The sequence below is a fragment of the Streptomyces sp. BJ20 genome (assembly GCF_022869105.1).
GTDB lineage: Bacteria > Actinomycetota > Actinomycetes > Streptomycetales > Streptomycetaceae > Streptomyces > Streptomyces griseoincarnatus.
Window position 1 is genome coordinate 6,352,270 of sequence record NZ_CP094918.1, and the last position, 25,883, is coordinate 6,378,152.

The following is a 25,883-nucleotide window of genomic DNA, read 5'->3' on the forward strand; positions in this document are numbered from 1 at the left end:
CCCTTCGTCATGCCCGGACTTTGGGAACTTGTGGGAACACGGAGCCCTGTCAGCCGCCCGATTCGGGCCATATCTTCCCTCCAGGGCGAGCATCGTTCCCCGCCCGAAGAAGTCGGGGGACACCACGTACCAGGTGACGTCTCGGGAAGGACGTCGCCCACCACGAGACCAGGCTCCGCACCCTCGAGCGAGCCCGCTGGCCGCTCCCCACCATCGGCGTCCTCGCCGGTGTGGCGGGCGCAGGTGCGACAGCCCTCTTCGCGCGGTGATCACGACCCCGCTCTCCCCTGTGGGAGGGCGGGGTCGTTTCGTCATGCCTGGCCCAACCTCCTGGTGGGGAGCTCTGCCCCTGGTCCTGCGGCGTACCGTGGCAACGTGGCAAACGACGACCTCGGGCGCACCCTCCGCCGCCTACGCCGGCTGGCCTCCCTCACCCAAGAGGAGCTGGCCTCCCGCTCGGGCGTCTCCGTCGACGTGATCCGCCAACTTGAGCAGCGCCGCAAGCACTCCGCGCGGCTACCGACGCTGCACGCCCTGGCCAACGGGCTGGGCGTGGAGCTGACCACGCTGCTGGGTGATCCGCCCGCAGTCTCCTCGTCCGGTGAGAACGACGGGCCGCAGTTCGTGGCTGTGCGCCGGGCCATCATGCCTGCTCTCTGGGGACCGGAACCGCCGCCGCCAGGGCCGGACTTCACCTTGGATGGGCTACGCGGGCAGATCGCCGACGGCTGGACGCAGTACCACGCCGCTGAGTTCGACACGGTGATGAAAGCCATTCCCGACCTGATCTCTGATGCGCGCTCTGCCGCCGCATCGGGTAGCGAGGATGAGCGCGGAGCTGGTTACGCGGCCCTGGGCAAGGTGCTTCAGTTGGCCGGGCACGTAGCCGTGCGGATGGGCAAGACGGACCTTGCTCTGATCAGTCTTGAGCGGGCCATAGACGCTGCCGAACAGTCGTCTGATCCGCTGCTGCTGCCGATGATCGTCAACTCCACGGCGTGGACGTACCAGAGGCAAGGCCGTCTGGCGGACGCGCTGGGCATCGCGCTCCGAGCTGCCGACAACATGGCCGACCTTGGCCTCACTGGTACAGCCGACGGCCTGAAGGTCTGGGGCGGGCTGACCATGAGCGCCGCCACGTCAGCTGCTCGTAGCGGCGACTACGAGCGCGCAGCCGCGATGATGGAGACAGCCGAGAAGGAAGCCGCCCGCGTCTCGAAGATGCCGGACGGCGGCGACAAACGCATGGTGAGCGTGTTCAGCCCTTCGTCGGTCCGTGTCGAACGGGTGCGGCTTGCTGTCCAGTACGGGCATCCGCGTGACGCTCTGGCGCTCGCCAAGGGGATGCGACTCAGCAAGGACACTCCCCCGTCGTGGCGAACGTGGCTGCTGCTGGACGTCGCCCGTGCTCACGCTGATATCGGAGATGCGGCCGGGGCGGTGAAGACCCTGGAATCCCTGCGGCGGGTGGCGCCTGCCTGGATGCAGCACCACACGCTGGCCGTGGCGATCGTGCGTGATCTGTGGGCGCTGCCCCATCATCCGCCGGGGCTCGGGGCGCTGGCGGACTTCCTGGGGGTCAGCGAATAGCGTCGGGAAAGTAGGACGCACCGTCCCTGTCACTCTGTGTAGCTCGGCGATTCCATAGTCGGGAAGCGCCCCGGCGACCGCGCGAACGGCCCCGGGGCCGGCCGACCGCCAAGGAGTCGACGTGACGCACCGTACCGCCGCAGCGCCCCCGCCGTCAGGATCCCCCAGAGCCGCCTTACTCGAAGTGGCCGCCGACGTCCTGGCCGTCCTGTTACTGCCGTCTCCCGAGGACGCCACCGAGGACCAGCTGCGCGGCGCCGACTGCATCTGGTGCGAGACCGGGCCCCTGAACGCTGAGACAGCCATCGACTTCGGTGAGCAGAAGACCCTGGCGGGAGATTCCTGGTTCCCGCGCGCCTGCCTGCGCTGCGCCGCGGCCTGGGCGCACCGGGGCCTGTTCGAGCACGCACCGCTGTGCGAGCAGTGCACGGACGAGGTGAGCCGCTGCGAGATCGGCCTGGCGTTGTACCGGCTGATTCGCCAGGGACGGCGCCCGTAGAAACTCCCCGCCCGGCCGCTGAATCCCGCGAAGAACACCCGGCCAGGCGGGGCCATCCCCATCCGCGATCAGCGAAGGAGAATGATTGTGACCTTACCTCCGGGCCCCATGGACCCGCCCGATAACCCCGCCCTGCCCGTCCTCGCGCGCATGCTCATCGCCGACGAGCGGTTCGCGTCTTGCCGTAGCACGGTGATGGACGCCAACCCCGGCATGAGCGAGGAGATGGCCGGCCGGATCGTCGAAGAGGGCATCAAGTTCGTCGCGGCCTGCTCTCGCAATCCGGGCACCGGGCTGGCGCCGTCACGGATCGTCGACGAGGGCTGGCACGCCCTGATCCTGCACACGGCCATGTACGCCGAGCTGTGTACCAACCTCGGCGGCATGTTCGTCCACCACTACCCCGGCTACGACCCCACCAACTACGACCCGTCCATCCTGGACCGGACCCGCGAGGCCATCGCCGCGCTGGGCTGGGAAGCGGACCCGGAGCTGTGGGGGCCGCCGTTCGGCGAGACGCTCGTCCCGGTCGCGGCGAAGTGCCAGCACGCACCGGACTGCACCGTCCGACCGATGCCGAAACCGGAACCCCCGGTCGTGTGAGCCCGTAGCCTGAGCGGCTGGAGGTGGCCATGTCCGAGTGGATCGACCCGCGGTACGCGGAGCTGGTCGCGGTGTGGAAGCGCGCGCAGCAGCCGGAGTCCCGCAGCCCGCAGGAACCGCGGCCTGTGCGGGGGTTCGTAGTCCTGCGCAAGCCCTGAGACCAACCGGCCCGCCAGGGCGAGACCGCGGCTCCCAGTGCCCGTCACTGGGAGCCGCCATGGTGCTGCGGGTCGCTCAGCGCACGAGGTCGGCGAGTGGGACGTCGATGGCGTCGGCGATGCGGATCAGGGTGTCGAGCAGGGGCGAGGAGTGGCCCTTCTCGATGCGGCTGTAGCTGACGGCGTCGACGCCGGACCGGCCGCACACCTCGAGCTGTGTGAGGTTGTGGTGCTCGCGTACGCGGCTTCCGGCGTTTCCGGCCGGGGCGCGGGCGGCGTCCCCCGCGTCCCGGCCGGACAGGCGCGCTCAGGACGACGCGCGCTCCACCAGTTCCGTCGCCAGCACCATCTGACGCCGCTCCAGCTCCCGCGTCGCGGACGGGCGGCGGTCGGCGACCTCGGCCAGCAGGAGGTCGGTCATCGCCCGGCCCATCTCCTCGATCGGCTGACGCACACTGGTCAGCGGCGGCTCCATGTGCCGGGCGATCGCGGAGTCGTCGTACCCGACCAGCGCCACGTCGTCCGGGATGCGGCGGCCCGCCTCGCGCAGCGCCTGACGGGCGCCGGCCGCCGTGACGTCGGAGGCGGCGAAGACCGCGTCCAGGTCGGGGCGGCGCTCCAGCAGGGCCTCCATGGCGCGGCGGCCGCCGTCCTCGGAGAAGTCGCCCGGCTCGATCAGCAGGTCGTCCACCGGGTGACCCGCCCCGCGCAGCGCGTCCCGGTAGCCGTCGACGCGGCGCTCGGCGCCGTAGACGTCCAGGCGGCCGGTGATGTGGGCGATGGTGCGACGGCCGCGGGAGATGAGGTGCTCCACCGCCTGCCGGGCGCCGCCGTAGTTGTCGGAGTCCACCGAGGTGAGCGTCTCGTCCGCGGAGCGGGGACCGCTGATCACGGCGGGGATCTCCAGCTGGGACAGCATGTCGGGCAGCGGGTCGTCGGCGTGCACGGAGACCAGCAGCACGCCGTCCACGCGGTGCGCGGCCAGGTACTGGGCGAGCCGCTGCCGCTCCCGGTCGCTGCCCGCGAAGATCAGCAGCAGCTGCATCTCTGTGTCGGACAGCGCGGCGCCGACACCGCGGAGCATGTCGGAGAAGTAGGGCTCGGTGAAGAACCGGGTCTCGGGCTCGGGCACCACGAGCGCTATGGCGTCGGTGCGGTTGGCCGCCAGCGCGCGGGCCGCCGTGTTGGGGACGTAGCCCAGTTCGGCGACGGCCGCCTCGACGGCGGCGCGGGTGGCCTCGCTCACCCGGGGGGAGCCGTTGATCACGCGCGACACGGTGCCGCGGCCCACTCCGGCCCGCGCTGCCACCTCTTCGAGGGTGGGGCGGCCACCGCTTCGGCCCCGCACTCCGTGGCTTGCCATCCGCCCCCGCCTTCCTTCTGTGTCACCCTGGCCTGGAATGTAACAGCCCCGGCAGTGACGGTGACCACCCGCGAGGGCGTCCGCGCGGACCCCGGCGTTCCGAGGGGGCGGACCTCCGGGTCAAGTTAACGGGCAGATAACTGAAGGCACTTTGCCGTGTCTGTTCCCTTGACACCCCCGCCCGGACCCGCGACTCTTCAACACATCACTTGTGGGAGCGCTCCCACAGTACCTGACACATACACAACCCGCACGTTCCCCGCCCGAGCCGCAACGCGCAGAATACGGGTCAACAACGCCGTTGGCCGGGGGGTCGGCACGTCAGGGCAACAGGAGGACGCAATGCGAGCACGTACCCTGCCCCTCACCAGGCAGCGGTCGGGCGGGGGGCAGCCCTTCGCCCGCAAGGCGCTGGCCGTCGCGGCCGTCGTGTCGCTGGGCACCGGGCTGCTGGCCGGCTGCGCCGACGACGGCGGCGACGACAGCTCCGGTGGTTCCTCGTCCGGCGAGGGCAAGACCACGATCACCCTGGGCCTGTTCGGCACCATGGGCTTCAAGGAGGCCGGCCTCTACGCCGAGTACGAGAAGCTCAACCCGGACATCAAGATCCAGGAGAACGTGGTCGAGCGGAACGAGAACTACTACCCCGCTCTCGTCAACCACCTGACCACCAACAGCGGGCTGATGGACGTGCAGGCCGTCGAGGTCGCCAACATCGCCGAGGTCGTGGGCACCCAGGCGGACAAGTTCACGGACATGTCCAAGGTCGAGGGTGTGAAGAAGGAAGGCTGGCTGCCCTGGAAGTGGGAGCAGGCGACCACCAAGGACGGCCAGACCATCGGTCTCGGCACGGACGTCGGCCCGATGGCCATCTGCTACCGCAAGGACCTCTTCGAGAAGGCCGGGCTGCCGAGCGACCGCGCGGAGGTCGGCAAGCTCTGGGCGGGCGACTGGAACAAGTTCATCGCCACCGGTGAGAAGTACAAGAAGGCGGCCGGCAAGGACACCTTCTTCATGGACTCCCCCGGCGGCCTGTTGAACGCCGTGCTCAGCAGTGAGAAGGAGAAGTTCTACGACGCCTCCGGCGAGGTCATCTACAAGACCAACCCGGCCGTCAAGGACGCCTTCGACCTGACCGCCGAGGCCGCCGAGAAGGGCCTGGTCCAGTCGCAGACGCAGTTCCAGCCCGCCTGGGACACCACGATCGCCAACAGCAAGTTCGCCACCGTCGCCTGCCCGCCGTGGATGCTCGGCTACATCAAGGGCAAGTCGAAGCCCGACGCGGCCGGCAAGTGGGACGTCGCCGTGGCCCCGAAGTCCGGCAACTGGGGCGGCTCCTTCCTGGGCGTGCCGAAGAGCGGCAAGAACGTCGAGGAGGCGCAGAAGCTGGTCGCCTGGCTGACCGCGCCCGAGCAGCAGGCCAAGCTGTTCAAGGTCCAGGGCTCCTTCCCGAGCGCCCCGGCCGCGTACGACAGCCCGGAGGTGACCGGCGCCACCAACGAGATGACCGGTGACGCGCCGATCGGTGAGATCTTCTCCGAGGCCGCCAAGCAGATCCCGGTCCAGGTGATCGGCCCGAAGGACCAGATCATCCAGCAGGGTCTGACCGACAACGGCGTCATCCTCGTCACCAAGGGCAAGTCGGCCGACGAGGCGTGGGAGACGGCCACCAAGACCATCGACAACAACCTGGACCAGTGACCCGCATGGCCACCCGCTCCGACATCGCCGCGTCCCCCGTCAAGGGGGGCGCGGCCCCGGGCCGTACGCCCGGGAGCCACTCCCCGGACAAGGAAGGCCGGCGCAGGGCCAAGCTGTCGCGCCGCTGGCAGCGCGACGCCCGCTGGAGCCCTTACGCGTTCGTCGCCCCGTTCTTCCTGCTGTTCGCGGCCTTCGGCCTGTTCCCGCTGATCTACACCGGCTGGGCCTCGCTGCACCAGGTCGAGCTGACCGCGCCGACCGACATGAACTGGGTCGGTCTGAAGAACTACACACGGATCTTCGACGACGACTTCTTCTGGAACGCGGCGCAGAACACGCTGACCATCGGCATCATCTCCACCGTTCCGCAGCTGATGATCGCCATGGGCATCGCCCACATCCTCAACTACAAGCTGAGGGCGTCCACGTTCTGGCGGGTCGCGATGCTCGCGCCGTACGCCACCTCGATCGCCGCCGCGACCCTGGTGTTCGTGCTGCTCTTCGGCCGTGACTACGGCATGATCAACTGGGCGCTCGGCGCGGTGGGCATCGACCCGATCGGCTGGCAGGACGACAAGTGGCCCGGCCAGATAGCCGTCTCGACCATCATCATCTGGCGCTGGACCGGCTACAACGCGCTGATCTACCTGGCCGCGATGCAGGCGATCCCGCAGGACCTGTACGAGTCGGCGGCGCTGGACGGCGCCAGCCGCTGGCGGCAGTTCCTGCACGTGACGCTGCCCTCGCTGCGTCCCACGATCCTGTTCACCGTCGTCGTCTCGACCATCGGCGCGAGCCAGGTCTTCGGCGAGCCGCTGCTGTTCGACCCGAACAAGGGCGCCTCGGGCGGCGCCGAGCACCAGTTCCAGACGCTCGGCCTGTACCTGTACGAGCAGGGCTGGATCAACCAGCACCTGGGCCGTGCCTCGGCGATCGCCTGGACCATGTTCGCGATCCTGATCGTCATCGGCCTCATCAACCAGCTCATCTCGCGCCGGCTGCGCGCCAGCAGTTAAGGAGTGTGGCCGTGACGACGACTGTGACGCCCCCCGAGACACCGATCGTCAAGGAGCAGAAGCGCTCGCGCCTGCCGAAGTCGGCGCGGGCCGGCGGGACCCTGCACGGCGGGCCGCTCGCGTACGCGATCCTCGCCGTGTTCATGATCGTGTCGCTGTTCCCGCTGGTGTGGACCGCGATCGCCGCGTCCCGCGACAACCAGCGCCTGGCGGAGACCCCGCCGCCGTTCTGGTTCGGCTCCAACCTGTTCAAGAACCTGGAGATCGCCTGGAACGACGCCAACCTCGGCGAGGCGTTCCTCAACACCACCATCGTGGCGGGCACCTCCGCCGTCACCATCGTGGTGCTGTCGACGATCGCCGGGTTCGCCTTCGCCAAGCTGCGCTTCAAGGGCCGCAACGCCCTGATGCTGGTGGTCATCGGCACGATGATGATCCCGCCGCAGCTCAGCATCATCCCGCTGTACATGATGGTCGCGAAGCTGGACTGGACGGACCAGCTCCAGGCGGTCATCTTCCCGTCGCTGGTGAGCGCCTTCGGCGTGTTCTTCATGCGTCAGTACCTGCTCCAGGCGCTGCCCGACGAGGTCATCGAGGCCGCGCGGGTGGACGGCGCGAGCAGCTGGCGCGTGGTGTGGCACGTGGTGTTCCCCGCCGCGCGGCCGGCCATGGCCGTGCTGGGCATGCTGATGTTCGTGCAGGCGTGGAACGACTTCCTGTGGCCGTTCCTGGTGCTGACGCAGACCGGCAATCCGACCGTTCAGGTCGCCGTCGCGGGTCTCGGCCGCGGGTACACCCCCGACCAGTCCCTGATCATGGCGGGTGCGCTGCTCGGCACGCTGCCCCTGCTGCTCGTCTTCGCGATCTTCGGCAAGCAGATCGTGGGCGGCATCATGCAGGGCGCGGTCAAGGGCTGACGCCCGTACCCGAATCCGGTGGGGCCGGGTCGCCGCCGTCTCGGCCCCCTTCCTTCCTCTCATGTATCCGTCGGTCTTCCACGACCCCTAGCGACCTCTATGGGAGCGCTTCCATGTCTGACTCCGCCACGCCGGCGACCCCGGTGACCTTTCCTCCGGCCTTCCTCTGGGGCGCCGCGACCTCCGCGTACCAGATCGAGGGGGCGGTGCGGGAGGACGGACGTACCCCTTCCATCTGGGACACCTTCAGTCACACGCCGGGCAGGACGGCGGGCGGCGACACCGGTGACGTCGCCGTCGACCACTACCACCGTTACCGCGACGACGTGGCGCTGATGGCCGACCTCAACCTCCAGGCCTACCGCTTCTCCGTGTCCTGGTCCCGGGTGCAGCCCACCGGCCGCGGCCCGGCCGTGCAGCGCGGTCTGGACTTCTACCGCCGGCTGGTCGACGAACTGCTGGAGAAGGGCATCAAGCCGGCCGTCACCCTCTACCACTGGGATCTGCCGCAGGAGCTGGAGGACGCGGGCGGCTGGCCGGAGCGCGACACCGCCTACCGCTTCGCCGAATACGCGCAGATCGTGGGCGAGGCGCTCGGCGACCGCGTCGAGACGTGGATGACGCTCAACGAGCCCTGGTGCGCCGCCTTCCTGGGCTACGCCTCCGGCGTGCACGCCCCCGGCCGCACCGAGCCGGCCGCCGCGCTGAAGGCCGCCCACCACCTCAACCTCGCGCACGGCCTCGGCACCAAGGCGCTGCGCTCGGTGATGCCGGCCCGCAACCAGATCTCCCTCAGCCTCAACACCTCCGTGGTCCGCCCGCTGAACCCGCGGTCCCCGGCGGACCTGGCGGCGGCCCGCAAGATCGACGACCTGTCGGGCGGCATCTTCCACGGCCCGATCCTGCACGGCGCCTACCCGGAGACGCTGCTGGAGGCGACCTCCTCGGTGACCGACTGGTCGTGCATCCAGGACGGCGACCTGGACACGATCCACCAGCCGATCGACGCGCTCGGTCTCAACTACTACACGCCGACCCTGGTGTCGGCCGCCGACCCCGACGACAAGGGCCCGCGCGCCGACGGTCACGGGGCCAGCGAGCACTCGCCGTGGCCCGCCGCCGACGACGTGGCCTTCCACCAGTCGCCGGGCGAGCAGACCGAGATGGGCTGGTCGGTCGACCCGACCGGGCTGCACGAGCTGATCATGCGCTACCACCGCGAGGCTCCCGGCCTGCCCCTCTACATCACGGAGAACGGCGCCGCCTACGACGACAAGCCGGACGCCGACGGCAAGGTCCACGACCCGGAACGCGTGGCCTACCTGCACGGCCACCTCTCCGCGGTGCGCCGGGCCATCGACGACGGCGCCGAGGTGCGCGGCTACTTCCTGTGGTCGCTGCTGGACAACTTCGAGTGGGCGTACGGCTACGAGAAGCGCTTCGGCGCGGTGTACGTCGACTACGTCAGCCAGAAGCGGACGGCGAAGTCGAGCGCGCTGTGGTACGCGCGTGCGGCCAAGGCCGGTGAGCTTCCGGACCCCGAGGGCATCTGACCCGTCCTCGTGGTCCGGAGGGAACGGGGCGCGGGGCACGGGGGGGGCGGGGCGCGGCGGTCCCGGGAGGGTGCCGCGCCCCGCCCGTGTGCGTCCGGGCCCTGCCACACAGGCCGCTCCGGGCCTGTCGCCGGACGCACGGGTGCCCCGGCCGGGTGGGGGGAGGTCCGGCCGGGGCACGCGTTCCCCGTTTCTTCAAGTGGCTCGACTGCTTCGGGTGGCCCGGTGGCCTCAGGAGGCCCGGTGGCTTCAGGAGGCCGGGTGGCCTCAGGGGCCCGGCGGCCTCAGGAGGCCCGGTGGCCTCAAGGGCCCGGTGGCTCAGTTGTAGGCCGCGAACGCCTTCGTGAAGGCGAACGTGTCCTGGAGTATCGAGCTGCAGGTGGCGTCGGCAGCCGGCTTCTCGCCCTCGGGGCACTGCTGGTCGCGGGTGCCGGACCACATCGACAGCCGGCCCAGCCCCTTGGCCTTGGCGAACTCCACGAGCTGGGTGGCGTCCTCGACCGTGAAGATCTCGGTGACGACGTCGTTCACACCGATCATCGGGGTCACCGCGACCGTCTTCCACGCCTCGGCCTCGCCGAGCCCGAGGACGTCCCTGAGCTGCGCCTGGGTGGCGGTGGCGGCCTGTTCGGCGTAGGTGCCCATGTCGTCGCTGTACGCCGGTCCGTAGTCCATCGCCATGATGTTGACGGCGTCGACGCGCACGCCGTTCTCCTTGGCGTCGGCCAGGAGGTTCACACCGTCCTGGGTGAGCCCTTCCGGCATCACCGGGAGGGTGAAGGAGACGTCGAGGTCCGGGTGGGACTCCTGCAGGGCGGCGATCGCCTGCGCCCGGCGGGTGTTGGCCTCCGCGTTCGGCAGCGCGCCGCCCTCGACGTCGAAGTCGACCTTGGTGAGCCGGTAGGTGTCGACGACCTCCGTGTAGGCGGCGGTGAGCGCCTCCACCGAGCCGCAGGTGGTGCCGAGTTCGGAGCCGGCCGCGCCCCCGAAGGAGACACGGACGTCGCCGCCCGTCTCACGCAGCGCGCCGATCTGCGCGGCCACCGGGTTGTCGCGCAGGCCGCCGGTGCCGCCCCACCTGGGGGTGCAGCCGCCGCCGTCGGTGACGAACGCGAGGGAGTACTCCTTCACGCCCGTCGCCTCGGCGCTCGCCAGCAGGTCGAACGCCGGGCTGAGGGAGGTGTCGACGTACGGGGCGAAGCCCGCGCCGGCCGCCTTCGTGGAACCGTCGGCCGTCCCGCCCGTGGCCAGTGCGGTGTTCGTGAACAGGAACGCTCCGCCGGCGGCGACGGCCGCGGCCGCCACCGCGCCGATCGCCTTGTTCCTGCCGCTGATCCTGCGCCGGTGCGTGCTCATCGCATGCCTGCCTTCGTTGCCGTTCGTGGGGGGAGGGTGCGGCAGCACGCTAGTGAGCCGGAACCGGACAACCCGCCTGATCCGGACGGCGGCAGGGAACCTTAGGGTCCGCTTAAGGAAGGGATCGGGAGCGGTTAAAGGACAGGGCGCCGCGGCCCGTCCTGCGGCGGCGGACGCTCCCCCGGTGCCCGCGCCGCCGCGGCGACCGGTCGCGGCCGTCGAGCTGGATCCAGATGCGCACCTCGGTCCCGCCGAGCACCGACCGGCCGATCCGCACGTCGCCGCCGGTGGACTCGGCGAGGCGGCGCACGATGTCCAGGCCGAGCCCGGTGGAACCGTCCGTGCCGGAGCCCCGGCCGCGCGCCATCGCCGCCTCGGGGTCGGTTATGCCGGGGCCCGCGTCGGACACGAGGACGATCACCGCGTCCTCGCCGTTGTGCACGTCGACCGCGAAGGCGGTGCCCTCGGAGGTGTGCCGGAAGACGTTGCCGAGCAGGGCGTCGAGAGCCGCGGCCAGGTCGGCGCGGGCCACGGGGATGCGCACCGGCCGGTCCGCCCCGGCCACCCGCCACTTGCGGCCCTCGTCCTCGGCGAGCGCCGACCAGAACGCCATCCGCTCGCGCACCACCTCGGCCGCGTCGCAGCCCGCGCCGGGTCCGGCGGCGGCCGTCTGCGGCTTGGCGTCGCGGGCGGTGCGGATGATGGTGTCGACCTCGCGCTCCAGCTGCTCCACGGCCGCCCTGGTCTGCTCGGCGGCAGGGCCGTCGCCCAGGGAGGCGGCGTTGAGCCGCAGCACGGTGAGCGGGGTGCGCAGCCGGTGGGACAGGTCGGCGGCCAGCTCCCGCTCGTTGGCGAGGAGCTGGACGACCTGGTCGGCCATGGAGTTGAACGCCACGGCGGCCAGCCGCAGTTCGGTCGGTCCTTCCTCGGGCACGCGGGCGCCGAGCTTGCCCTCGCCCAGTTCGTGCGCTCCCTCGACCAGCCGCTGGGCGGGGCGCACCATGCGCACGCCCAGCCGGTCCGCGACCGCGACCGAGCCGACGATCAGGGCGGCGCCGACGGCCGCGAGGACCGCCCAGGCCGTGCCGACGCCGTTGGTGACCGCGGACTCCGGGACGAACACCTCGACGACGGCGATCTCGCCGGAGCTGAGCGCGACCGGCTGGAGCAGCGCCGAGCCGCCGGGCACGGTGGAGGTGGAGGCGCGGCCCAGTTCCCGCACGGCGGCGATGTCCTCGTCGGAGGTCCGCCGCCGCCCTATGTCCAGGGGCCGTTCACTGCCGGAGGCCGGGAGGTGCACGGCCATGGCGGTGCCGGAGCCGGCCGAGGCGACGACCCGCTCCAGCTGGGCGCGGTCGGTGGTGATGGACAGCGCGGGGGCGACGGCCGCCGCCTCCCGCTCGGCGCCGGCGAAGGCGCGGTCGCGGGCCATCTCGCGGATGACCAGTCCGAGCGGGACGGCGAAGGCCACCACGACCATCGCGGTCACCGCCAGCGACACCTTCACCAGTGCCCATCTCATCGCGGCGGCTCCGCTCCGGGCGCGTGCAGGGGTCCGGCCGCGTCGGCCGGGGGCTCCAGCTTCACGCCGACGCCCCGCAGGGTGTGCAGGTAGCGGGGGCGGGCGGCGGTCTCCCCCAGCTTCCGGCGCAGCCAGGACAGATGGACGTCGATGGTCTGGTCGTCGCCGTAGGACTGCTGCCACACCTCGGCGAGCAGCTCGCGGCGGGGCACGACCACGCCGGGCCGCCCGGCGAGGAACGCGAGCAGGTCGAACTCGCGTCTGGTCAGGTCCAGTCGCGCGCCGTCCAGCTCGGCCTGGCGGCGCAGCGGGTCGACGGTGAGGCCGCCGACCCGGATCACCGGGGAGGGCGCGGCCTCGCCGCCTCCGGCGCGGGCGCGGCGGAGCACGGCGGCCATCCGGGCGGAGAGGTGCTCCACCGAGAACGGCTTGGTCAGATAGTCGTCCGCGCCGGCGTTGAGCAGCCGCACGATCTCCGTCTCGTCGTCGCGGGCGGTGGCGACGATGACCGGGACGTCGGTGATGCCGCGGAGCATCTTCAGGGCCTCGGAGCCGTCGAGATCCGGCAGCCCGAGGTCCAGGACGACCACGTCGAAGCGGAAATGGGCGACCTCGCGCAGCGCCTCCAGCGCGGTCCCGACGCTGCGCACGGTGTGCGAGGCGTCGGTCAACTGCCGTATCAGCGCCGAGCGTACGAACTGGTCGTCCTCGACCACGAGAACACTTGCCATGGGCCGCACCGTACGCCATGCCGGGCGGGGGCGGCCGGGCCCTGTGGACAACTCCGGACGAGCTTCTCGAAGGCCTGTGGACGGTCGGTCCCGGCCGTCGGGGGGCGCGACACGGGTGGGGCGGGTGGGGCACTATGGGCCGACGATGCGCAGAGGACTCCTACACGTACTGGCCTGGCTGCTCGCCACGGGCGCGGCGGTCACGCTGTCGTGGTGGGGCGTCAGCACAGTGATGGAGGGCACGGCCTACGACCCGCCGCGTGCCCTGCCGATCCCGGCGGGCGAGGAGAAGGCGCGGGCGGTGTCGTCGTCCACGCGCCGCCCGTCCCCCGGGCCCTCGGGGGACGGGGACGGGGACAGCAGCCGGACCGAGAAGTCCCGCGAGCCGTCGGGGACTCCGGCCGGCGAGTCCGCCCCGCCGGACCCGACGCCCTCGCGCACCGCTTCCCCGTCCAGGACACCGTCGGCCCCGGAGACGACCGCTGCCGGCGAGGTCAAGAGCTACGACACCCGGGGTGGCCGGGCGGTGTTCGACATCGGGGAGGCGTCCGCGTCCCTGGTGTCGGCGACGCCGGGGGCCGGCTGGTCGATGCAGGTGTGGAAGACGGAGACGTGGATCCGGGTGGAGTTCGCCTCGGGCGCGGACCGGGTGACGGTGTTCTGCACCTGGCACGACGGCCCGCCGCGGGTGGAGGTCGCCACGTACTGACGCCGCAGCGGGGCGCGTTGGGCGCGGGTGGGTGAGCGCTCCGCGCGGTGGGTGAGCGCTCCGCGCGTAGGGGCCGCGTTCGGGGCGGGTGGGTGCGCGCTCTCCGCGTAGGAGCCGCGTTCAGCGCAGGTGGGTGCGCGCTCTCCGCGTAGGAGCCGCGTTCGGCGCGGGTGAGTGCGCGCTCCGCGCGCGGGGGCCGCGTTCGGTGCGCTCCAGCCGGTTCGGGCGCGTTCAGCGGAACGCGTCGGCGGGCGGCGCCGGGGACGCGACCGCCTCGAGGTCGGTCACGGGGACCGCGCCGCCGGTGAAGTCGGTGAGGTCCCGGCCGTGCAGGACCCGGCCGGAGTGCGGGTCGGAGGCGGCCCTGCGGGTCAGCTCGGCGAGCGGCAGCGGCGCGTCGGAGGCGACCAGGACCGCGTTGCCGAACCGCTTGCCGCGCAGCACGGCCGGGTCGGCGATCAGCGCGAGTTCCGCGAACCGGGCGGCGGCGGTGGCGATCTGGCCGCGCAGATGCGTGAGCGGCGGCCCGTCGGCGAGGTTGGCGGTGTAGACCCCGCCGGGGGCGAGCGCCCTGCGGACCTCGTCGAGGAACTCGGTGGAGGTCAGATGGGCCGGGGTGCGGGCGCCGCTGAAGACGTCGGCGACGACGAGGTCGGCCCAGCCGTCGGGCACCTTGGCGAGCCCTTCGCGGGCGTCCGCCGTGCGCACCCGGATCCGCGCCCGGGGGTCGAGGGGCAGCTCCCGCCGGACCAGCTGGACCAGCGCCCCGTCACGCTCGACGACCTGCTGGGTGGAGCGGGGGCGGGTGACGGCGACGTACCGGGCGAGGGTGAGGGCGCCGCCACCGAGGTGCACGGCCCGCAGGGGCTTGCCGGGCGGGGCGGCGAGGTCGACGACGTGCCCGAAGCGGCGCTGGTACTCGAAGGACAGACGGGAGGGGTCGTCCAGGTCGACGTGCGACTGGGGAGCGTCGTCGATCAGCAGCGTCCAGGCGCGTGACCGGTCGCGGTCCGGGACGAGCCGGGCGGTCCCTCCGTCGACCTGCTCGGTGACGGCCTCGACGGCCACCTGTCCCCGTCCGCTGCTCCTGCCCCGTGCCATGCGGCCAATTGTCCCAGCCGGCGCGTCCGCACCCCGCCGGGGCCCGGCACCGTTCGCCCGCCGCCGGCGCCTCCGCCGGGGCCCGGCACCGGTGGCCCGTCGCCCGCGCCTCCGCCAGGGCCGGGAGCCCGGCCGCCCGCCGCCCACACCTCCGCCAGGGCCGGTGCCCGTTCGCCGCACCGCCCTCAGGGCCGGGACCCCGGTCACCCGCCACCCGCACCGCCCTCAGGGCCGGGACCCCGGTCACCCGCCACCCGCACCGCCCTCAGGGCCGGGACCCCGGTCGCCCACCGCCCGCACCGCCCCCAGGCCAGGAGCCCGGCCGCCCACCGCCCGCCCCAGGGCCCTCAGGAACCGCGCCTTCCGCCGCCACCGGCACCGGCACCGCCGCCGCTACCGGCACCGCCACCGCCACCGATGCCTCCACCAGTCCTAGAGCCCGGGTCGCCCGCTGCCCGGCCCGCCCCTCAACTGCAGCTGTCGGCCGCCTCGATCATCCGCTGCGCCTGCCCCAGGGCCTCGCGCAGCACCGCGGGGTCCGTCGCCAGGTCGGCCTCGCCGGGCGGCACCAGCCAGTCGGAGCCCTCCGCCGGGCGGTCGGGCGTCAGACAGATGCCGCGGCCGTCGGTCTCCGTACAGACGCTGCCGGGGACGTCCCAGGCGGCCGCGGTGCCCGGCGGCACCAGGAATCCGAGGGTGTCGCACCCGCCGTCGTGCAGCACCGGACCCACCGCCTCTCCGGCTCCGCGCCGCAGGATGTCCACCGCCTCCAGGCCCTGCCGGGCCGGGACGGTGACCACGTCACAGTCCGGGCCGGCGGGTTCGAGAGGGTCGTTCTTCCGGCTGGTCGTCATCATCCCGGCCTCCACCACACGGATCACGCTCGGACGAGGGGTCGGGAGTCGGGGGGCTCCCGGTCCACAGAGTTCAACGAGCCGCTCCGTCAAGGGCTACGCCGGAAGTACGCCGCAAAGGATGGCACTTCATGGCAGATCACGGATGACATGTCCGGCATGTGGCCAAACTCAGCGTACCCAGCCCGTCACAGCAGGTACGTTCATGCCCGCCGGAAACAGGGTGGCACTCGGACAAGCCGCCCCGTCTCCGGCATGGTTCGACGGTTCGCAGAGAGGACCCGGCCATGGCGTCGTCAACGGTGCCCTCGTCCCAGCCAGCTCGGCCGTCGCGGCCGAATCTCGTCTTCCGGCACCTGCGCGGATCGCGCTCGCCGGCCGAGTTCGCCGCGGCGGTACGGCGGGCCGCCCGTGAGATCGGCGAGCGGGTCAGCTGTGACGCGCGGTACGTGCACCGGGTGGAGGCGGGCGAGATCCGCTGCCCCAACTACGCCTACGAACGGGTCTTCCTGCACATGTTCCCCGGCCGCACGCTGACCGACCTGGGCTTCGCGCCCCGCTCGTCGGTCCGCGGACGCCGGGCCGGGGCCGCCGGGGACCGGCCCGCGGCCCGTCCCGAGAACCCGGCGAACGCCACGAGTGAGACCAGCGGGGCGTCCGAGCCGTATGAGACGCACAACAGGTACGACCCGTACGACGAGTTCGACCCGCACGACCACGAGGAGAGCGACGTGCTGCGTCGCGCATTCATGACCGGCGGTGGCGCCACGGTGGCCGCCGTCCTGAGCCCGTACGGGCTCGCCCCGGAGGCTTCGGCGGCACAGCGCCCGGTGCGCCGTGCGGGGACGTCGGACGCGTGCGCCCTGGAGGAGGCCGTACGCCGGATCCGGGTGCTCGACGACCGCCACGGGGCGGACGGGCTGTACCGCCGTGCGGCCGCCCCGCTGCGGACCGCGTACGAACTGCTGGAGGCCGGGACGACCCGGCAGCGCACCGCGGACCGGCTGTACGCGGGCGCCGGGGAGCTGGCCATCTCGGTGGGCTGGCTGGCGCACGACTCGGGCCGCTTCGACGACGCGCGCTCGCACTACGCGGAGGCGCTGGCGACCGCCCGGGTGACGGGCGACGCGGCACTGGAGGCGCACGCGTTCTGCAACACGGCGTTCCTCGCCCGGGACGCGGGCCGCCCGCGGGAGGCGGTGCGGGCGGCGCAGGCTGCCCAGCGTGCGGCGCGGCCGCTGGGCTCGCCCCGGCTGATGTCGCTGCTGGCGCTGCGCGAGGCGGGCGGCTGGGCCGGGCTCGCCGACCGGACGGGGTGCGAGCAGGCGCTGGTCCGGGCCCAGGCGTACTTCGACCGGGGGCCCGCGGAGGCGGACCCCGAGTGGATGACCTTCTACGGGGAGGCCGAGCTGGAGGGCCTGAAGGCGCAGTGCTGGTCCACACTGGGCGACTGGACGCGCGCGGCGCGGCACGCCCGGCGGGCGGCGGAGCTCCAGGACCCGCACTTCACCCGCAACATCGCGCTGTACACGGCGGAGCTGGCCGACGACCTGGCCCGCGGCGGACATCCCGACGAGGCCGCGCAGGCGGGGATGCGGGCCTTGGACCTGCTGGGCGAGGTCCAGTCGTCCCGCGTCCGCTCGATGCTGTCCGGCACCTCGCGCGTGCTGCTGCCGCACCGCCGTACGCCCGGCGTCTCGGAGTTCCTGGACCGCCACGCCTCGCTGCCGCGCATGGTGTGACGTCGCAGGTCGCGGGACCCCGCCGGCGCAGGGGGAACGCCGGCGGGGCCCCGCGGGGTCCGGGGCGGGTCACGCGCCCTTGGCGGCGCGGCCCAGGCGGAGGGCGGAGACGAGGAAGAAGACGCCGCCGAGGAAGGCGTAGCCCGCCAGGGTCTTCAGGGAGGCGTCGGCGCCGCCCGCCTGCGCGGCGAAGGACACACCGGCGAAGGTGGAGATGCCGCCGCTCGCGATCATCGCCCACTGCCCGCCCATACGGCGCCGGGCGACGCCCACCACGAGCTGGACCAGGCCGGCGGTGACCGCCCAGGCGCCCCAGACCCGCAGCACCGCCGGGATGCCGGAGGTCGCGGCGAGGGCGAGGCCGACGGCGGTGGCGGCGCTGAGCGCGATGTTCAGGTACAGGTGCCGTACGGGACCGCCGTCCGTGGCGGCGGAGCGTACGTCGACGACGGCACAGGCGACGTCGAACAGCGGATAGATCACGAGGAGCGTCGCGCTGAGCGGACCGAGGGTGTCGGCGGTGGCGAACAGCAGGGCGGCCCAGACGGCGGCGAAGGCGAAGCGCACGAAGTAGAGCCGGCGCAGGGCCGCGGGAGCGGCGGTGCGTGCGGGTGCCGGGGCGGTGGTGACGAGGGTGTCCACGGGAGTGCCTCTCGATGGGCGAAGCAGGTGATGGAGAACGTTCGGTCTCCCTCGATTGAAGACCAACGCCGCCCGCCCGTCAAGACCGAACGTTCTCCCTCACGCCTTTGGTACGCTCGCACCCATGAGCCGGGGCACACGAAGCGGCAAGCCGTCCGAGGCGCGGACCAGGCTGCTCGGAACAGCGACGAAGATCTTCTACGCCGAGGGGATCCACTCCGTGGGCGTCGACCGGGTCATCGAGGAGGCCCAGGTCACCCGGGCCACGCTGTACCGGCACTTCACCGGCAAGGAGGAGCTGGTCCTCGCCTACCTCGACCAGGCGGACCAGGGCATACGGGCGCAGATCACCGGCGCGCTGTCGCCGGACGCCTCGCCGGAGGACGACGTACGGGCGGTCGCGCGGGCCATCGCCGACGGCATCCGCTCCCCCGGCTTCCGCGGCTGCGCGTTCCTCAACGCGGTGGCGGAGTATCCCGACCCGGACCACCCGGTGCACCGGGCCGTGCTGGCGCACCGGCAGTGGTTCCTGGAGACCGTCACCGGGCTGCTCGGCCGCGCGGGGCTCGAACCCGCCGACGCGACGGGACGGCACTTCGTGATGCTCAGGGACGGCGCGATGGCGGCGGGCTGCCTCTTCGACCCCGAGCTGGTCTGCGAGACCTTCCTGAGCGGCGTCGAGTCGCTGCTCACCACGGGCGCCCCCGCGTCACGCGCCTGACGCGCGCGAGGAGATGCGCGTCACGCGCGCGTGGGCGCACCGTCCCGCGTGGGCGCACCGTCAGGGGACGAGGTGCCCCACGTCGTTCCAGCTCTCCAGGGCCGGCTCGCCGTACGCCCACCCCAGGACCGACAGGGACGTCGGGTGGAGGCGGATACGGGCCGCGAAGTCCAGCGGCAGGCCCAGCCAGCGGGCGCCGATCGAGCGCAGGATGTGCCCGTGGGCGAAGACGAGCACGTCACGGTCGGCGGAGCGCGCCCAGGCGACCACCTCGTCCGCGCGGGCCGTCACCTCCGCGAGCGTCTCGCCCTCCGGGACGCCGTCCCGCCAGATGAGCCAGCCCGGGCGCACCGCCTGGATCTCCGCCGGGGTCATGCCCTCGTAGGCGCCGTAGTCCCACTCCAGGAGCGCGTCCCAGTGCCGGGCGCGGTCGCCGAAACCGGCCAGCTCGCAGGTCTCCCGCGCGCGGGACAGCGGGCTGGTGCGCACCTCGACGTCCGGCAGCCCGCCGTACGGCTGCCGGTGCAGGCGCTCGCCGAGCAGCTTCGCCCCCTGGCGGCCCTCCTCCAGCAACGGCACGTCGGTCCTGCCGGTGTGCTTTCCGGACAACGACCACGCGGTCTGTCCGTGCCGGGCCAGCAGGATGCGCGGAGCCATGGGGAACCTTCCGGGAATTCACAGGCGGGACCCGTCCATCATCGCTCACCCTGGTCGGGGGCAACCCAGGGGGCGATCCAGACGTCTTCCCGGTTCCAGGACCGTGTACGCGGGAAGACGCGCACACACCGTAGAGTGGCTGGCCGCCGACCAGGACAGCGCGAGGACGAAGGGGGAGCGATCGGATGCCGCACGCCGAGACACCGGGCACCGAGGCGGTCCCGGCGACCCGGATGCGCTGGTGGACGGAGCTGCCGCTCATCCTCCTCGTGTACGCCTGCTACTCCGCGGGACGCCTCGTCGTCCGCGGCGACGTCTCCGACGCCGTGGATCACGGCCTGGCGCTGCTGCGCATAGAGAAGGCGTTGTATCTCAACGCCGAGCACCCGCTGAACCGCCTGTTCACCCGCGAACCGTGGATCGGCATACCCGCCGACTTCTGGTACGCCTCCCTGCACTACCTGGTCACCCCCGCGCTCCTCGTGTGGCTGTTCCGCTCCCGCGCCGTGCGCTACCGGGCGGCCAGGACCTGGCTGATGACGTCGACGTTCATCGGCCTGATCGGTTTCACCCTGCTGCCCACCTGCCCGCCCCGGCTGCTCGACCCCAGCCACGGCTTCGTCGACACGATGGCCTACTACAGCTCGTGGGGCTGGTGGGGCGGCGAGGCGAGCGCCCCGCGCGGCCTCGGCGGCATGACCAACCAGTACGCGGCGATGCCCAGCCTGCACGTCGGATGGGCCCTGTGGTGCGGGGTGATCCTCTGGAAGTACGGGCGCGGACGCTGGGCCAGGACGGCCGCGGTCGTCTACCCGCTGGTCACCACGATCGTGGTGATGGGCACCGCCAACCACTACTTCCTCGACGCGCTCGCGGGCGCCGCCGTGATGGGCGCGGGCTACCTGCTGGCCCCCCATGTGATGCGGTACGCGGACATGGTCAAGGCCCGGATCCGCAGCGGTGCGACGGCCGTCCCCGCGGTCTCGTCCGGCACGGATGCCGTGATTGTCAGTGACGGATGCCAGACTTCCGCGGGTGAGCGAATTCCACGGCAGCGGCAGCCCGAGTCGCGGTACGGAGCCGAACCGGGTGCCTCCCCCACGGACGCCGGAGAAGGGGCTCCGGCACCGGCTCGCTGAGCTGCGCGGTCCCGAGGTGAAGCCCAGGGCGCTGGACGCCCGTGCCCTGGCCGCCCTCGCCGCCAACCCGGGCTGCAGACGGCGTGCGATCCTCGACGGCGCCGGGGTGGACAAGGCGAAGCTGGCGAGCTCGCTGGGCTCGCCCTCGGTCTTCGGCCAGTCGCAGTTCGCCTTCGTCCGGGGCAACGCCTTCGAGGCGAAGGTCAAGGCCGACGGCGGCACGGAGCTGCTGCGCCTCGCCGCCGAGAAACTGGACCGTACGGCCGAGCCGCCCATGGGCGCGCGTCTGCCGGATCTTGGCGCACAGGACTCCGAGGGCCGCACGCGGCGCACGGAGGAAGCGCTGCGCGAGGCCGCCGCGGAGCGGGGCGCCTGGACTCTCCTCGACCACCCGATGCTGGCCCTCGACGTGGCGGGCTCCCCCGCGTTCCTGGAGCCGGACGCGGTCGTGGTCCACCCGGACGGCAGCTGGACGGTCGTCGAGATCAAGTCGTTCCCCATGCTGGACGGGGCCGCCGATCCGGCGAAGGTCGGCGCGGCCGCCCGCCAGGCCGCGGTGTACGTGCTGGCGCTGGAGCGGGTCGCCGAGCGGCTCGACCCGCCACCCCGGGTGCGCCACCGTGTGCTGCTGGTGTGCCCGAAGGACTTCTCCAACCTGCCCACCGCCTCCGCCGTGGACGTACGCAAGCAGCGCGCGGTGACCTCGCGCCAGCTGGCCCGGCTCACCCGCATCGAGGAGATCGCCGGGACGCTGCCCGAGGGTGTGTGCTTCGCCCCGGAGCTGCCGCCCGAGCAGCTCGAGTGGTCCGTGGAGTCCGTCCCGGCGACGTACGCGCCCGAGTGCCTGTCCGCGTGCGAGCTGGCCTTCCACTGCCGTGACCGCTCCCGCACGGCCGGCGCCGTGACCTCCCTGGGCCGCCCGGTGCGGGCGGAGCTGGGCGGCCTGACCACGGTCGGGGACGTGCTGGCGGCGGCCCGCGGCGAGGCGGGCGACCCCGACGATCCGGCGGTGGCCGCGCTGCGCCGGGCCGCCGCCCTGCGCGCGGAGGCGCTCGCGTCGGCCGCCGAGGGGGCGCGGGAGGTGGCCGGATGTCGCTGATCTCCACCCTCGCCCGGCTCGAAGCGGTCGACACGGGCCGCGCGCAGCCCGCCGCGACCGTCCGGCACCGGCATCTGTCCGAGCGGCCGCTGGTGTTCGTGCCGCTCATCACCGCCGGTGAGGCGGGCGCCCCGCTCGGCGCGCTGGTGGGCACCGACCGGGACGCGCCGCGGCTGCTGGTGGTACCGCAGCCGCGCGACCGCGAGCTGCGGTTCGCGTTCCTCGCCGAGCTCGCGGACGTCGTCCTGCCCTACGTGGACGGGTTCGCGGACGCCGTGGAGGCCGCCGAGCGCTCGGAGACCGACCCGGAGACGGGCAAGCGGGTCAAGGTCGAGGTCGAGCTGTGCGCGGACGCGCCGCAGATGCTCGTGCCCAGCCGGGCCGGCGTCGACCTGGTGCGACTCCTCGGCCGGTCCATGCGGTTCCGGCGCACCGCGGAGCAGGACCCGGAGACGCCGTTCCCGGCGCCGCCCAGGGTGCCGCTGCTCGGCCGGTGGCTGACGCACTTCGGGGAGCGGGCCCGGGTGCCGGGATCCTGTCTGCTGCTCGCGATGACGGACGTGCTGGGACGGCATTGGGCGACCGGCCAGTCCACGCTGGAGGACCAGCACCTGGGGGCGCTCCTCGCCTGGATCGACCCGCCCGAGGGCCGCTCCGGAGCGGAGGCCGCCGAGGAGGCGGAGCTGGCGCGGGACGACGACGGGCAGCTGATCTGCCCGCCCGCAGGCCCGGCCACCGACCCGGCGTTCGACAACAAGCTGCTCGCCCCCGCCATCGAGCGCTACGACCGCGCGCGTACGGCGCTCGCCGCCGCCGAGGACGGCGTGGAGGCCGACGACCGGCTGGGCGCGCTGACCGCCGCCGAGCGGGAGATCCGCGCCCTGGTGGAGAGCCGTACGCGGCCCACCTGGGACGCGGTGTGGCGCGGCCTGGACCTGCTGCGGGAGCTGCCGGAGGGCGCGCGCGTGGAGGAGCGCCGGACGCGCGACCGGTGGTCGTTCACCGCCCACCGTGACCGGGTGGCGGCCGGCGAGCCGCCGCAGCCGCGCCGCGACGACGCGGTGACGGCGGCGAACAAGCTGGCGGCCCGCGAGCGGGAGCAGGCACGGCTGGAGGCGCAGGAGGCGCTCGACGACCCGCTGGCGATGGCGGCCCGGCGGCTGTCGGGTGAGGCGTTCGCCGGGGAGGTCGTCGACGTGGTGATGGCGTACAGCGAGAGCAAGCGGCCGAGCCCGCGGCCGCTGGTCACGGTCCGCACGGACGACCGGCCGCACCTGGGCGAGCGTGTGAAGGCGTACCGCTCGCTGGGCGGGAAGCCGCAGACGGCGGAGTTCGTGGAATACGCGGCGGGCCCCGACGACGGTCTGCTGGTGCTGCGGATCATGGACAAGATGGGGCGGGGCAAGGAGCCGGAGCCCGGTTCGGTGCCGGAGAAGGGCGACCGGCTGTGCTTCACGCTCTTCGAGCACGAGCCGCGCGGCGGCGCGAAGCTGCCCGACCCGGAGGAGACGCCGTGGACCCACGGCGGGCCGCCCGGCGAGGACCCCGCCCCCGAGCCCGCCGACCCGGTGACCGAGGAGGACGTGCTGTGACCGCCCCCGTCGAGGAGACGGCGTTCGACCCCGGCTCCGCGGCCGCCCGCGCCACGGACGCGATCCTCCACGACACACTGCACGGCCCCGCGCGCGGTGTCGTCGTCGACTCCCCGCCCGGCGCCGGCAAGTCCACGCTGGTGGTGCGCGCGGCGCTGGAGCTGGCCGAGGCGGGCCGCCCGCTGATGGTGGTGGCACAGACGAACGCGCAGGTCGACGACCTCGTCCTCCGCCTCGCCGAGAAGAACCCCGACCTGCCGGTGGGCCGCCTGCACAGCAGCGACACCGACCCGTACGACAGGGCGCTGGACGGCCTGGAGCAGGTGCGCACGTCGGCGAAGGCGGCGGACCTCGCCGGGCTGCCGGTGGTGCTGTCGACGGCGGCGAAGTGGGCGCACGTGAAGAACGTGGAGCCGTGGCGGCACGCGATCGTCGACGAGGCGTACCAGATGCGCTCGGACGCGCTGCTCGCGGTGGCCGGGCTGTTCGAGCGGGCGCTGTTCGTGGGCGACCCGGGGCAGCTGGACCCGTTCTCGATCGTGGGCGCCGAGCAGTGGGCGGGCCTGTCGTACGACCCGTCGGGCTCGGCGGTGACCACGCTGCTCGCGCACAACCCCGACCTGCCGCAGCACCGTCTGCCGGTGTCCTGGCGGCTGCCCGCCTCGGCGGCGCCGCTGGTGTCCGACGCGTTCTACCCGTTCACGCCGTTCCGCAGCGGCACGGACCACGGCGACCGCGCCCTGACCCTGGCCGTCCCGTCGGACGGCTCGGGCCCGGACCGGGTGATCGACGAGGCGGCGGAGTCCGGCTGGGGCCTGCTGGAGCTGCCCGCCCGTCACACCCCGCGCACCGACCCGGAGGCGGTGGGGGCGGTCGCCCAGGTGGTCCGCCGGCTGCTGGACCGGGGCGGCGCGGCGGTCTCCGAGCGCTCCCCCGACCCGACCCCGCTCACCGCGGACCGCGTCGCGGTCGGCACAGCCCACCGCGACCAGGCGGCGGCGGTGCGGGCGGCGCTGGCGGACCTGGCTGTGAGCGACGTGACCGTCGACACGGCGAACCGGCTCCAGGGGCGTGAGTACGACGTGACGGTCGTCCTCCACCCGCTGTCCGGCCGCCCCGACGCGACGGCGTTCCACCTGGAGACGGGCCGCCTCTGCGTCCTCGCCTCCCGCCACCGCCACGCGTGCATCGTCGTCTGCCGAGAGGGCGTGACGGACCTCCTGGACGACTACCCGTCCACGGAACCGGTCCAGCTGGGGACGCTGGTGAAGTTCCCGGACGGCTGGGAGGCGAACCACGCGGTGCTGTCGCATCTGGCGGAGCACAGGGTGCGGTGGCGGCCGTAGGGAGCGGCTGACGGCGACCGCAGTCGTAGTCCCCGTAGACCGTCGCGCCGATGACGGGGCGTGGCGTTCCGCAGCACACTCGTCGGGCGGAAGCACACGACGCCGGGCGGCGCAGTGGATCTGGACGGCCGGTTGATCCGGTGCGGGGCAGACGGTGCTCGCACCAAGAAAGTCGCGTCCGCTGACGTTGCCGTAAAGCGCCCTATGAGCCGCACCAGAAGAAGCTCCGACGGGGCTCCACAACTCCTCCGTAAATGATTCAAGAAGCGTCGGTGCTTGTTGCCGTCAGCGCTGCTCGTCAGAGGTGTAGCCCAACTTGAGGGGCTACGGCAGGAGTGTCAGCGCGGGGACGTGGGCGGGCTTGACGACGCTGAAGTGCCGCCGGTCGAGGGTGGCTACCCGTTCCACGCCGAAGCGCTCGGCCACCGCGAGGACCGAGGCGTCGACCCCGCCGAGCGGGAAGTCGGCGTACTGGAGCACCAGCTCACCCATGCGTGTCAGGTCGGTGGGAGTGAGGTGGACCAGCTCGAATGTTCCCCGTGCGACCTCGGCGAGGAACGCCGCTTCGACCTGCGGCCAGCGCTCCAGCAGCCAGCAGACTTCGGTCATGACCGGGCTGGGCAGCAGACGGCGGCCGGTCAGCGACGTCAGCAGGGAGGCGCACTCCGGGTGGCGCCTGTCGGCCGCGTTGAACGCTGCAGCCAAGGGTCCGGTGTCCAGGACCGTGGCGATCACGCCATGTCGCCGAAGCGCTCGCGCATCCGCTCGCGGATGTAGTCGTCGTGCCGTTCAGCCAGATCCTCTGGGCCGCTCACGCTGCCGATCAGGGCCAGCAGCCCGGCCGGAACCGACTCCTCGCCCTCGTTCGCGTCGACCGCCGGCAGTGACTGGGCGACCTGGGACAGTTCCTCGTCCTGGGTGACGAGCAGGCGCAGGCGTCGCACCTGGGTCGGGGTGAGCCGGTCCACCAGGTGGTGCATGTCCTCGTAGTCGTATGCAGCGGTCACGCCAGCAGTGTAGGACGACCCTGCGGCCTGGGGCAGCCGGATCGGCAGAGGTTCACCCCCGCAGGTGTGGTGCAGGCCACCGCCCTCGGCGAGCCCACGCGACGTGCGTGAAGGGTCGGCCACTTGGTCGGCCCTCGCCTGCGGTCCGGCCGTAGTTCACGTCCTGCCCCGGTTCGCACTGGACGTACGTGCCCCAGAGCGGTCGAGCACGCATACGACACACCCCCGGCCGGGGGGAATAACCGGGGACCACCCCCTGTTCCCC

At 72.8% G+C, this 25,883-nt stretch carries 26 protein-coding genes; 15 read left to right on the forward strand and 11 right to left on the reverse strand.

Going from position 1 to position 25,883, the window contains the following annotated elements; translation table 11 throughout:
• The first annotated feature begins 375 nt into the window (after nt 1-375).
• The 4 genes from MTR79_RS28605 (at nt 376) to MTR79_RS33640 (ending at nt 2,850) form a co-directional block, all read left to right on the forward strand.
• Nucleotides 376-1,590 (forward strand): helix-turn-helix domain-containing protein, encoded by a 1,215-nt coding sequence (locus MTR79_RS28605; protein WP_086704862.1) that lies wholly within the window; start codon nt 376-378, stop codon nt 1,588-1,590.
• Between the two features lie 121 nt (nt 1,591-1,711).
• Nucleotides 1,712-2,089, forward strand: coding sequence for a hypothetical protein (locus MTR79_RS28610; RefSeq protein ID WP_244792265.1), 378 nt, complete (start codon nt 1,712-1,714; stop codon nt 2,087-2,089).
• 108 nt (nt 2,090-2,197) lie between these two features.
• Nucleotides 2,198-2,692, forward strand: a complete 495-nt coding sequence (locus MTR79_RS28615) for a hypothetical protein (protein WP_189366535.1) — start codon at nt 2,198-2,200, stop codon at nt 2,690-2,692.
• Nucleotides 2,693-2,721: 29 nt separating this feature from the next.
• Nucleotides 2,722-2,850: a hypothetical protein gene (locus tag MTR79_RS33640; protein WP_279952322.1), complete on the forward strand. Its 129-nt coding sequence runs from the start codon at nt 2,722-2,724 to the stop codon at nt 2,848-2,850.
• Between the two features lie 76 nt (nt 2,851-2,926).
• Here MTR79_RS33640 and MTR79_RS33645 read toward each other — a convergent pair whose 3' ends face one another.
• On the reverse strand, nt 2,927-3,151 hold the full coding sequence (locus MTR79_RS33645) for a helix-turn-helix transcriptional regulator (RefSeq protein ID WP_280518394.1): 225 nt from the start codon (nt 3,149-3,151) through the stop codon (nt 2,927-2,929).
• Between the two features lie 6 nt (nt 3,152-3,157).
• On the reverse strand, nt 3,158-4,213 hold the full coding sequence (locus MTR79_RS28625; protein ID WP_244792267.1) for a LacI family DNA-binding transcriptional regulator: 1,056 nt from the start codon (nt 4,211-4,213) through the stop codon (nt 3,158-3,160).
• 342 nt (nt 4,214-4,555) lie between these two features.
• Between MTR79_RS28625 and MTR79_RS28630 the strand changes: the two genes are divergently transcribed.
• From MTR79_RS28630 to MTR79_RS28645, 4 genes are all read left to right on the forward strand, one after another.
• Complete coding sequence (locus MTR79_RS28630) at nt 4,556-5,914, forward strand: extracellular solute-binding protein (RefSeq protein ID WP_086705070.1); 1,359 nt, start codon at nt 4,556-4,558, stop codon at nt 5,912-5,914.
• Nucleotides 5,915-5,919: 5 nt separating this feature from the next.
• Nucleotides 5,920-6,930: a sugar ABC transporter permease gene (locus tag MTR79_RS28635; protein WP_114873831.1), complete on the forward strand. Its 1,011-nt coding sequence runs from the start codon at nt 5,920-5,922 to the stop codon at nt 6,928-6,930.
• Between the two features lie 23 nt (nt 6,931-6,953).
• Entirely contained in the window at nt 6,954-7,847 is an 894-nt protein-coding gene (locus MTR79_RS28640; protein ID WP_086705068.1) for a carbohydrate ABC transporter permease, read from the forward strand.
• A 113-nt stretch (nt 7,848-7,960) separates the two neighbouring features.
• Nucleotides 7,961-9,400, forward strand: a complete 1,440-nt coding sequence (locus MTR79_RS28645) for a GH1 family beta-glucosidase (protein WP_244792268.1) — start codon at nt 7,961-7,963, stop codon at nt 9,398-9,400.
• Between the two features lie 318 nt (nt 9,401-9,718).
• Here MTR79_RS28645 and MTR79_RS28650 read toward each other — a convergent pair whose 3' ends face one another.
• From MTR79_RS28650 to MTR79_RS28660, 3 genes are all read right to left on the reverse strand, one after another.
• The gene (locus MTR79_RS28650) at nt 9,719-10,756 is read right to left on the reverse strand and encodes a chitinase (RefSeq protein WP_244792269.1); all 1,038 of its coding nucleotides are present in this window, start codon (nt 10,754-10,756) and stop codon (nt 9,719-9,721) included.
• A 112-nt stretch (nt 10,757-10,868) separates the two neighbouring features.
• Nucleotides 10,869-12,278: a HAMP domain-containing sensor histidine kinase gene (locus tag MTR79_RS28655; protein ID WP_244792270.1), complete on the reverse strand. Its 1,410-nt coding sequence runs from the start codon at nt 12,276-12,278 to the stop codon at nt 10,869-10,871.
• Complete coding sequence (locus tag MTR79_RS28660) at nt 12,275-13,009, reverse strand: response regulator transcription factor (protein WP_189366538.1); 735 nt, start codon at nt 13,007-13,009, stop codon at nt 12,275-12,277. The genes MTR79_RS28655 and MTR79_RS28660 overlap by 4 nt, the downstream gene beginning before the upstream one ends.
• Before the next feature lie 145 nt (nt 13,010-13,154).
• Here MTR79_RS28660 and MTR79_RS28665 point away from each other — a divergent pair, with 145 nt between their 5' ends.
• On the forward strand, nt 13,155-13,718 hold the full coding sequence (locus MTR79_RS28665) for a hypothetical protein (RefSeq protein WP_244792271.1): 564 nt from the start codon (nt 13,155-13,157) through the stop codon (nt 13,716-13,718).
• A gap of 231 nt (nt 13,719-13,949) precedes the next feature.
• Here the strand turns inward: MTR79_RS28665 and MTR79_RS28670 are convergent, their stop codons facing one another.
• Nucleotides 13,950-14,819 (reverse strand): fused MFS/spermidine synthase, encoded by an 870-nt coding sequence (locus tag MTR79_RS28670; RefSeq protein ID WP_086705368.1) that lies wholly within the window; start codon nt 14,817-14,819, stop codon nt 13,950-13,952.
• A gap of 467 nt (nt 14,820-15,286) precedes the next feature.
• Complete coding sequence (locus MTR79_RS28675) at nt 15,287-15,676, reverse strand: hypothetical protein (RefSeq protein WP_114876034.1); 390 nt, start codon at nt 15,674-15,676, stop codon at nt 15,287-15,289.
• 284 nt (nt 15,677-15,960) lie between these two features.
• On the opposite strand from MTR79_RS28675, the gene MTR79_RS28680 reads away from it, so the two are divergent.
• Nucleotides 15,961-17,415, forward strand: coding sequence for a hypothetical protein (locus MTR79_RS28680; RefSeq protein ID WP_086704705.1), 1,455 nt, complete (start codon nt 15,961-15,963; stop codon nt 17,413-17,415).
• A 69-nt stretch (nt 17,416-17,484) separates the two neighbouring features.
• Here MTR79_RS28680 and MTR79_RS28685 read toward each other — a convergent pair whose 3' ends face one another.
• A complete protein-coding gene (locus tag MTR79_RS28685) occupies nt 17,485-18,057 on the reverse strand; it encodes a hypothetical protein (protein WP_244792272.1) in 573 nt (190 codons plus the stop codon).
• Between the two features lie 124 nt (nt 18,058-18,181).
• Between MTR79_RS28685 and MTR79_RS28690 the strand changes: the two genes are divergently transcribed.
• Entirely contained in the window at nt 18,182-18,778 is a 597-nt protein-coding gene (locus MTR79_RS28690) for a TetR/AcrR family transcriptional regulator (protein ID WP_086704707.1), read from the forward strand.
• Between the two features lie 60 nt (nt 18,779-18,838).
• Here MTR79_RS28690 and MTR79_RS28695 read toward each other — a convergent pair whose 3' ends face one another.
• On the reverse strand, nt 18,839-19,435 hold the full coding sequence (locus tag MTR79_RS28695; protein WP_244792273.1) for a histidine phosphatase family protein: 597 nt from the start codon (nt 19,433-19,435) through the stop codon (nt 18,839-18,841).
• A 185-nt stretch (nt 19,436-19,620) separates the two neighbouring features.
• On the opposite strand from MTR79_RS28695, the gene MTR79_RS28700 reads away from it, so the two are divergent.
• The 4 genes from MTR79_RS28700 to MTR79_RS28715 are packed head-to-tail and all read left to right on the forward strand — an operon-like array spanning nt 19,621 to nt 24,611.
• Nucleotides 19,621-20,574 carry a phosphatase PAP2 family protein gene (locus MTR79_RS28700; RefSeq protein ID WP_244792274.1) on the forward strand — a complete coding sequence of 318 codons (954 nt, stop codon included), beginning with the start codon at nt 19,621-19,623 and terminating at the stop codon, nt 20,572-20,574.
• Nucleotides 20,525-21,673, forward strand: coding sequence for a hypothetical protein (locus MTR79_RS28705; RefSeq protein ID WP_086704712.1), 1,149 nt, complete (start codon nt 20,525-20,527; stop codon nt 21,671-21,673). The genes MTR79_RS28700 and MTR79_RS28705 overlap by 50 nt, the downstream gene beginning before the upstream one ends.
• Entirely contained in the window at nt 21,664-23,265 is a 1,602-nt protein-coding gene (locus MTR79_RS28710; RefSeq protein WP_244792275.1) for a hypothetical protein, read from the forward strand. Before MTR79_RS28705 ends, MTR79_RS28710 begins: the two co-directional genes overlap by 10 nt.
• Entirely contained in the window at nt 23,262-24,611 is a 1,350-nt protein-coding gene (locus MTR79_RS28715) for an AAA domain-containing protein (protein WP_244792276.1), read from the forward strand. The genes MTR79_RS28710 and MTR79_RS28715 overlap by 4 nt, the downstream gene beginning before the upstream one ends.
• 324 nt (nt 24,612-24,935) lie before the next feature.
• Here the strand turns inward: MTR79_RS28715 and MTR79_RS28720 are convergent, their stop codons facing one another.
• Together MTR79_RS28720 and MTR79_RS28725 are read right to left on the reverse strand one after the other, a co-directional pair.
• Nucleotides 24,936-25,346: a PIN domain-containing protein gene (locus MTR79_RS28720; protein WP_053076954.1), complete on the reverse strand. Its 411-nt coding sequence runs from the start codon at nt 25,344-25,346 to the stop codon at nt 24,936-24,938.
• The gene (locus MTR79_RS28725; RefSeq protein ID WP_244792280.1) at nt 25,343-25,618 is read right to left on the reverse strand and encodes a hypothetical protein; all 276 of its coding nucleotides are present in this window, start codon (nt 25,616-25,618) and stop codon (nt 25,343-25,345) included. The genes MTR79_RS28720 and MTR79_RS28725 overlap by 4 nt, the downstream gene beginning before the upstream one ends.
• Nucleotides 25,619-25,883: the final 265 nt, after the last annotated feature.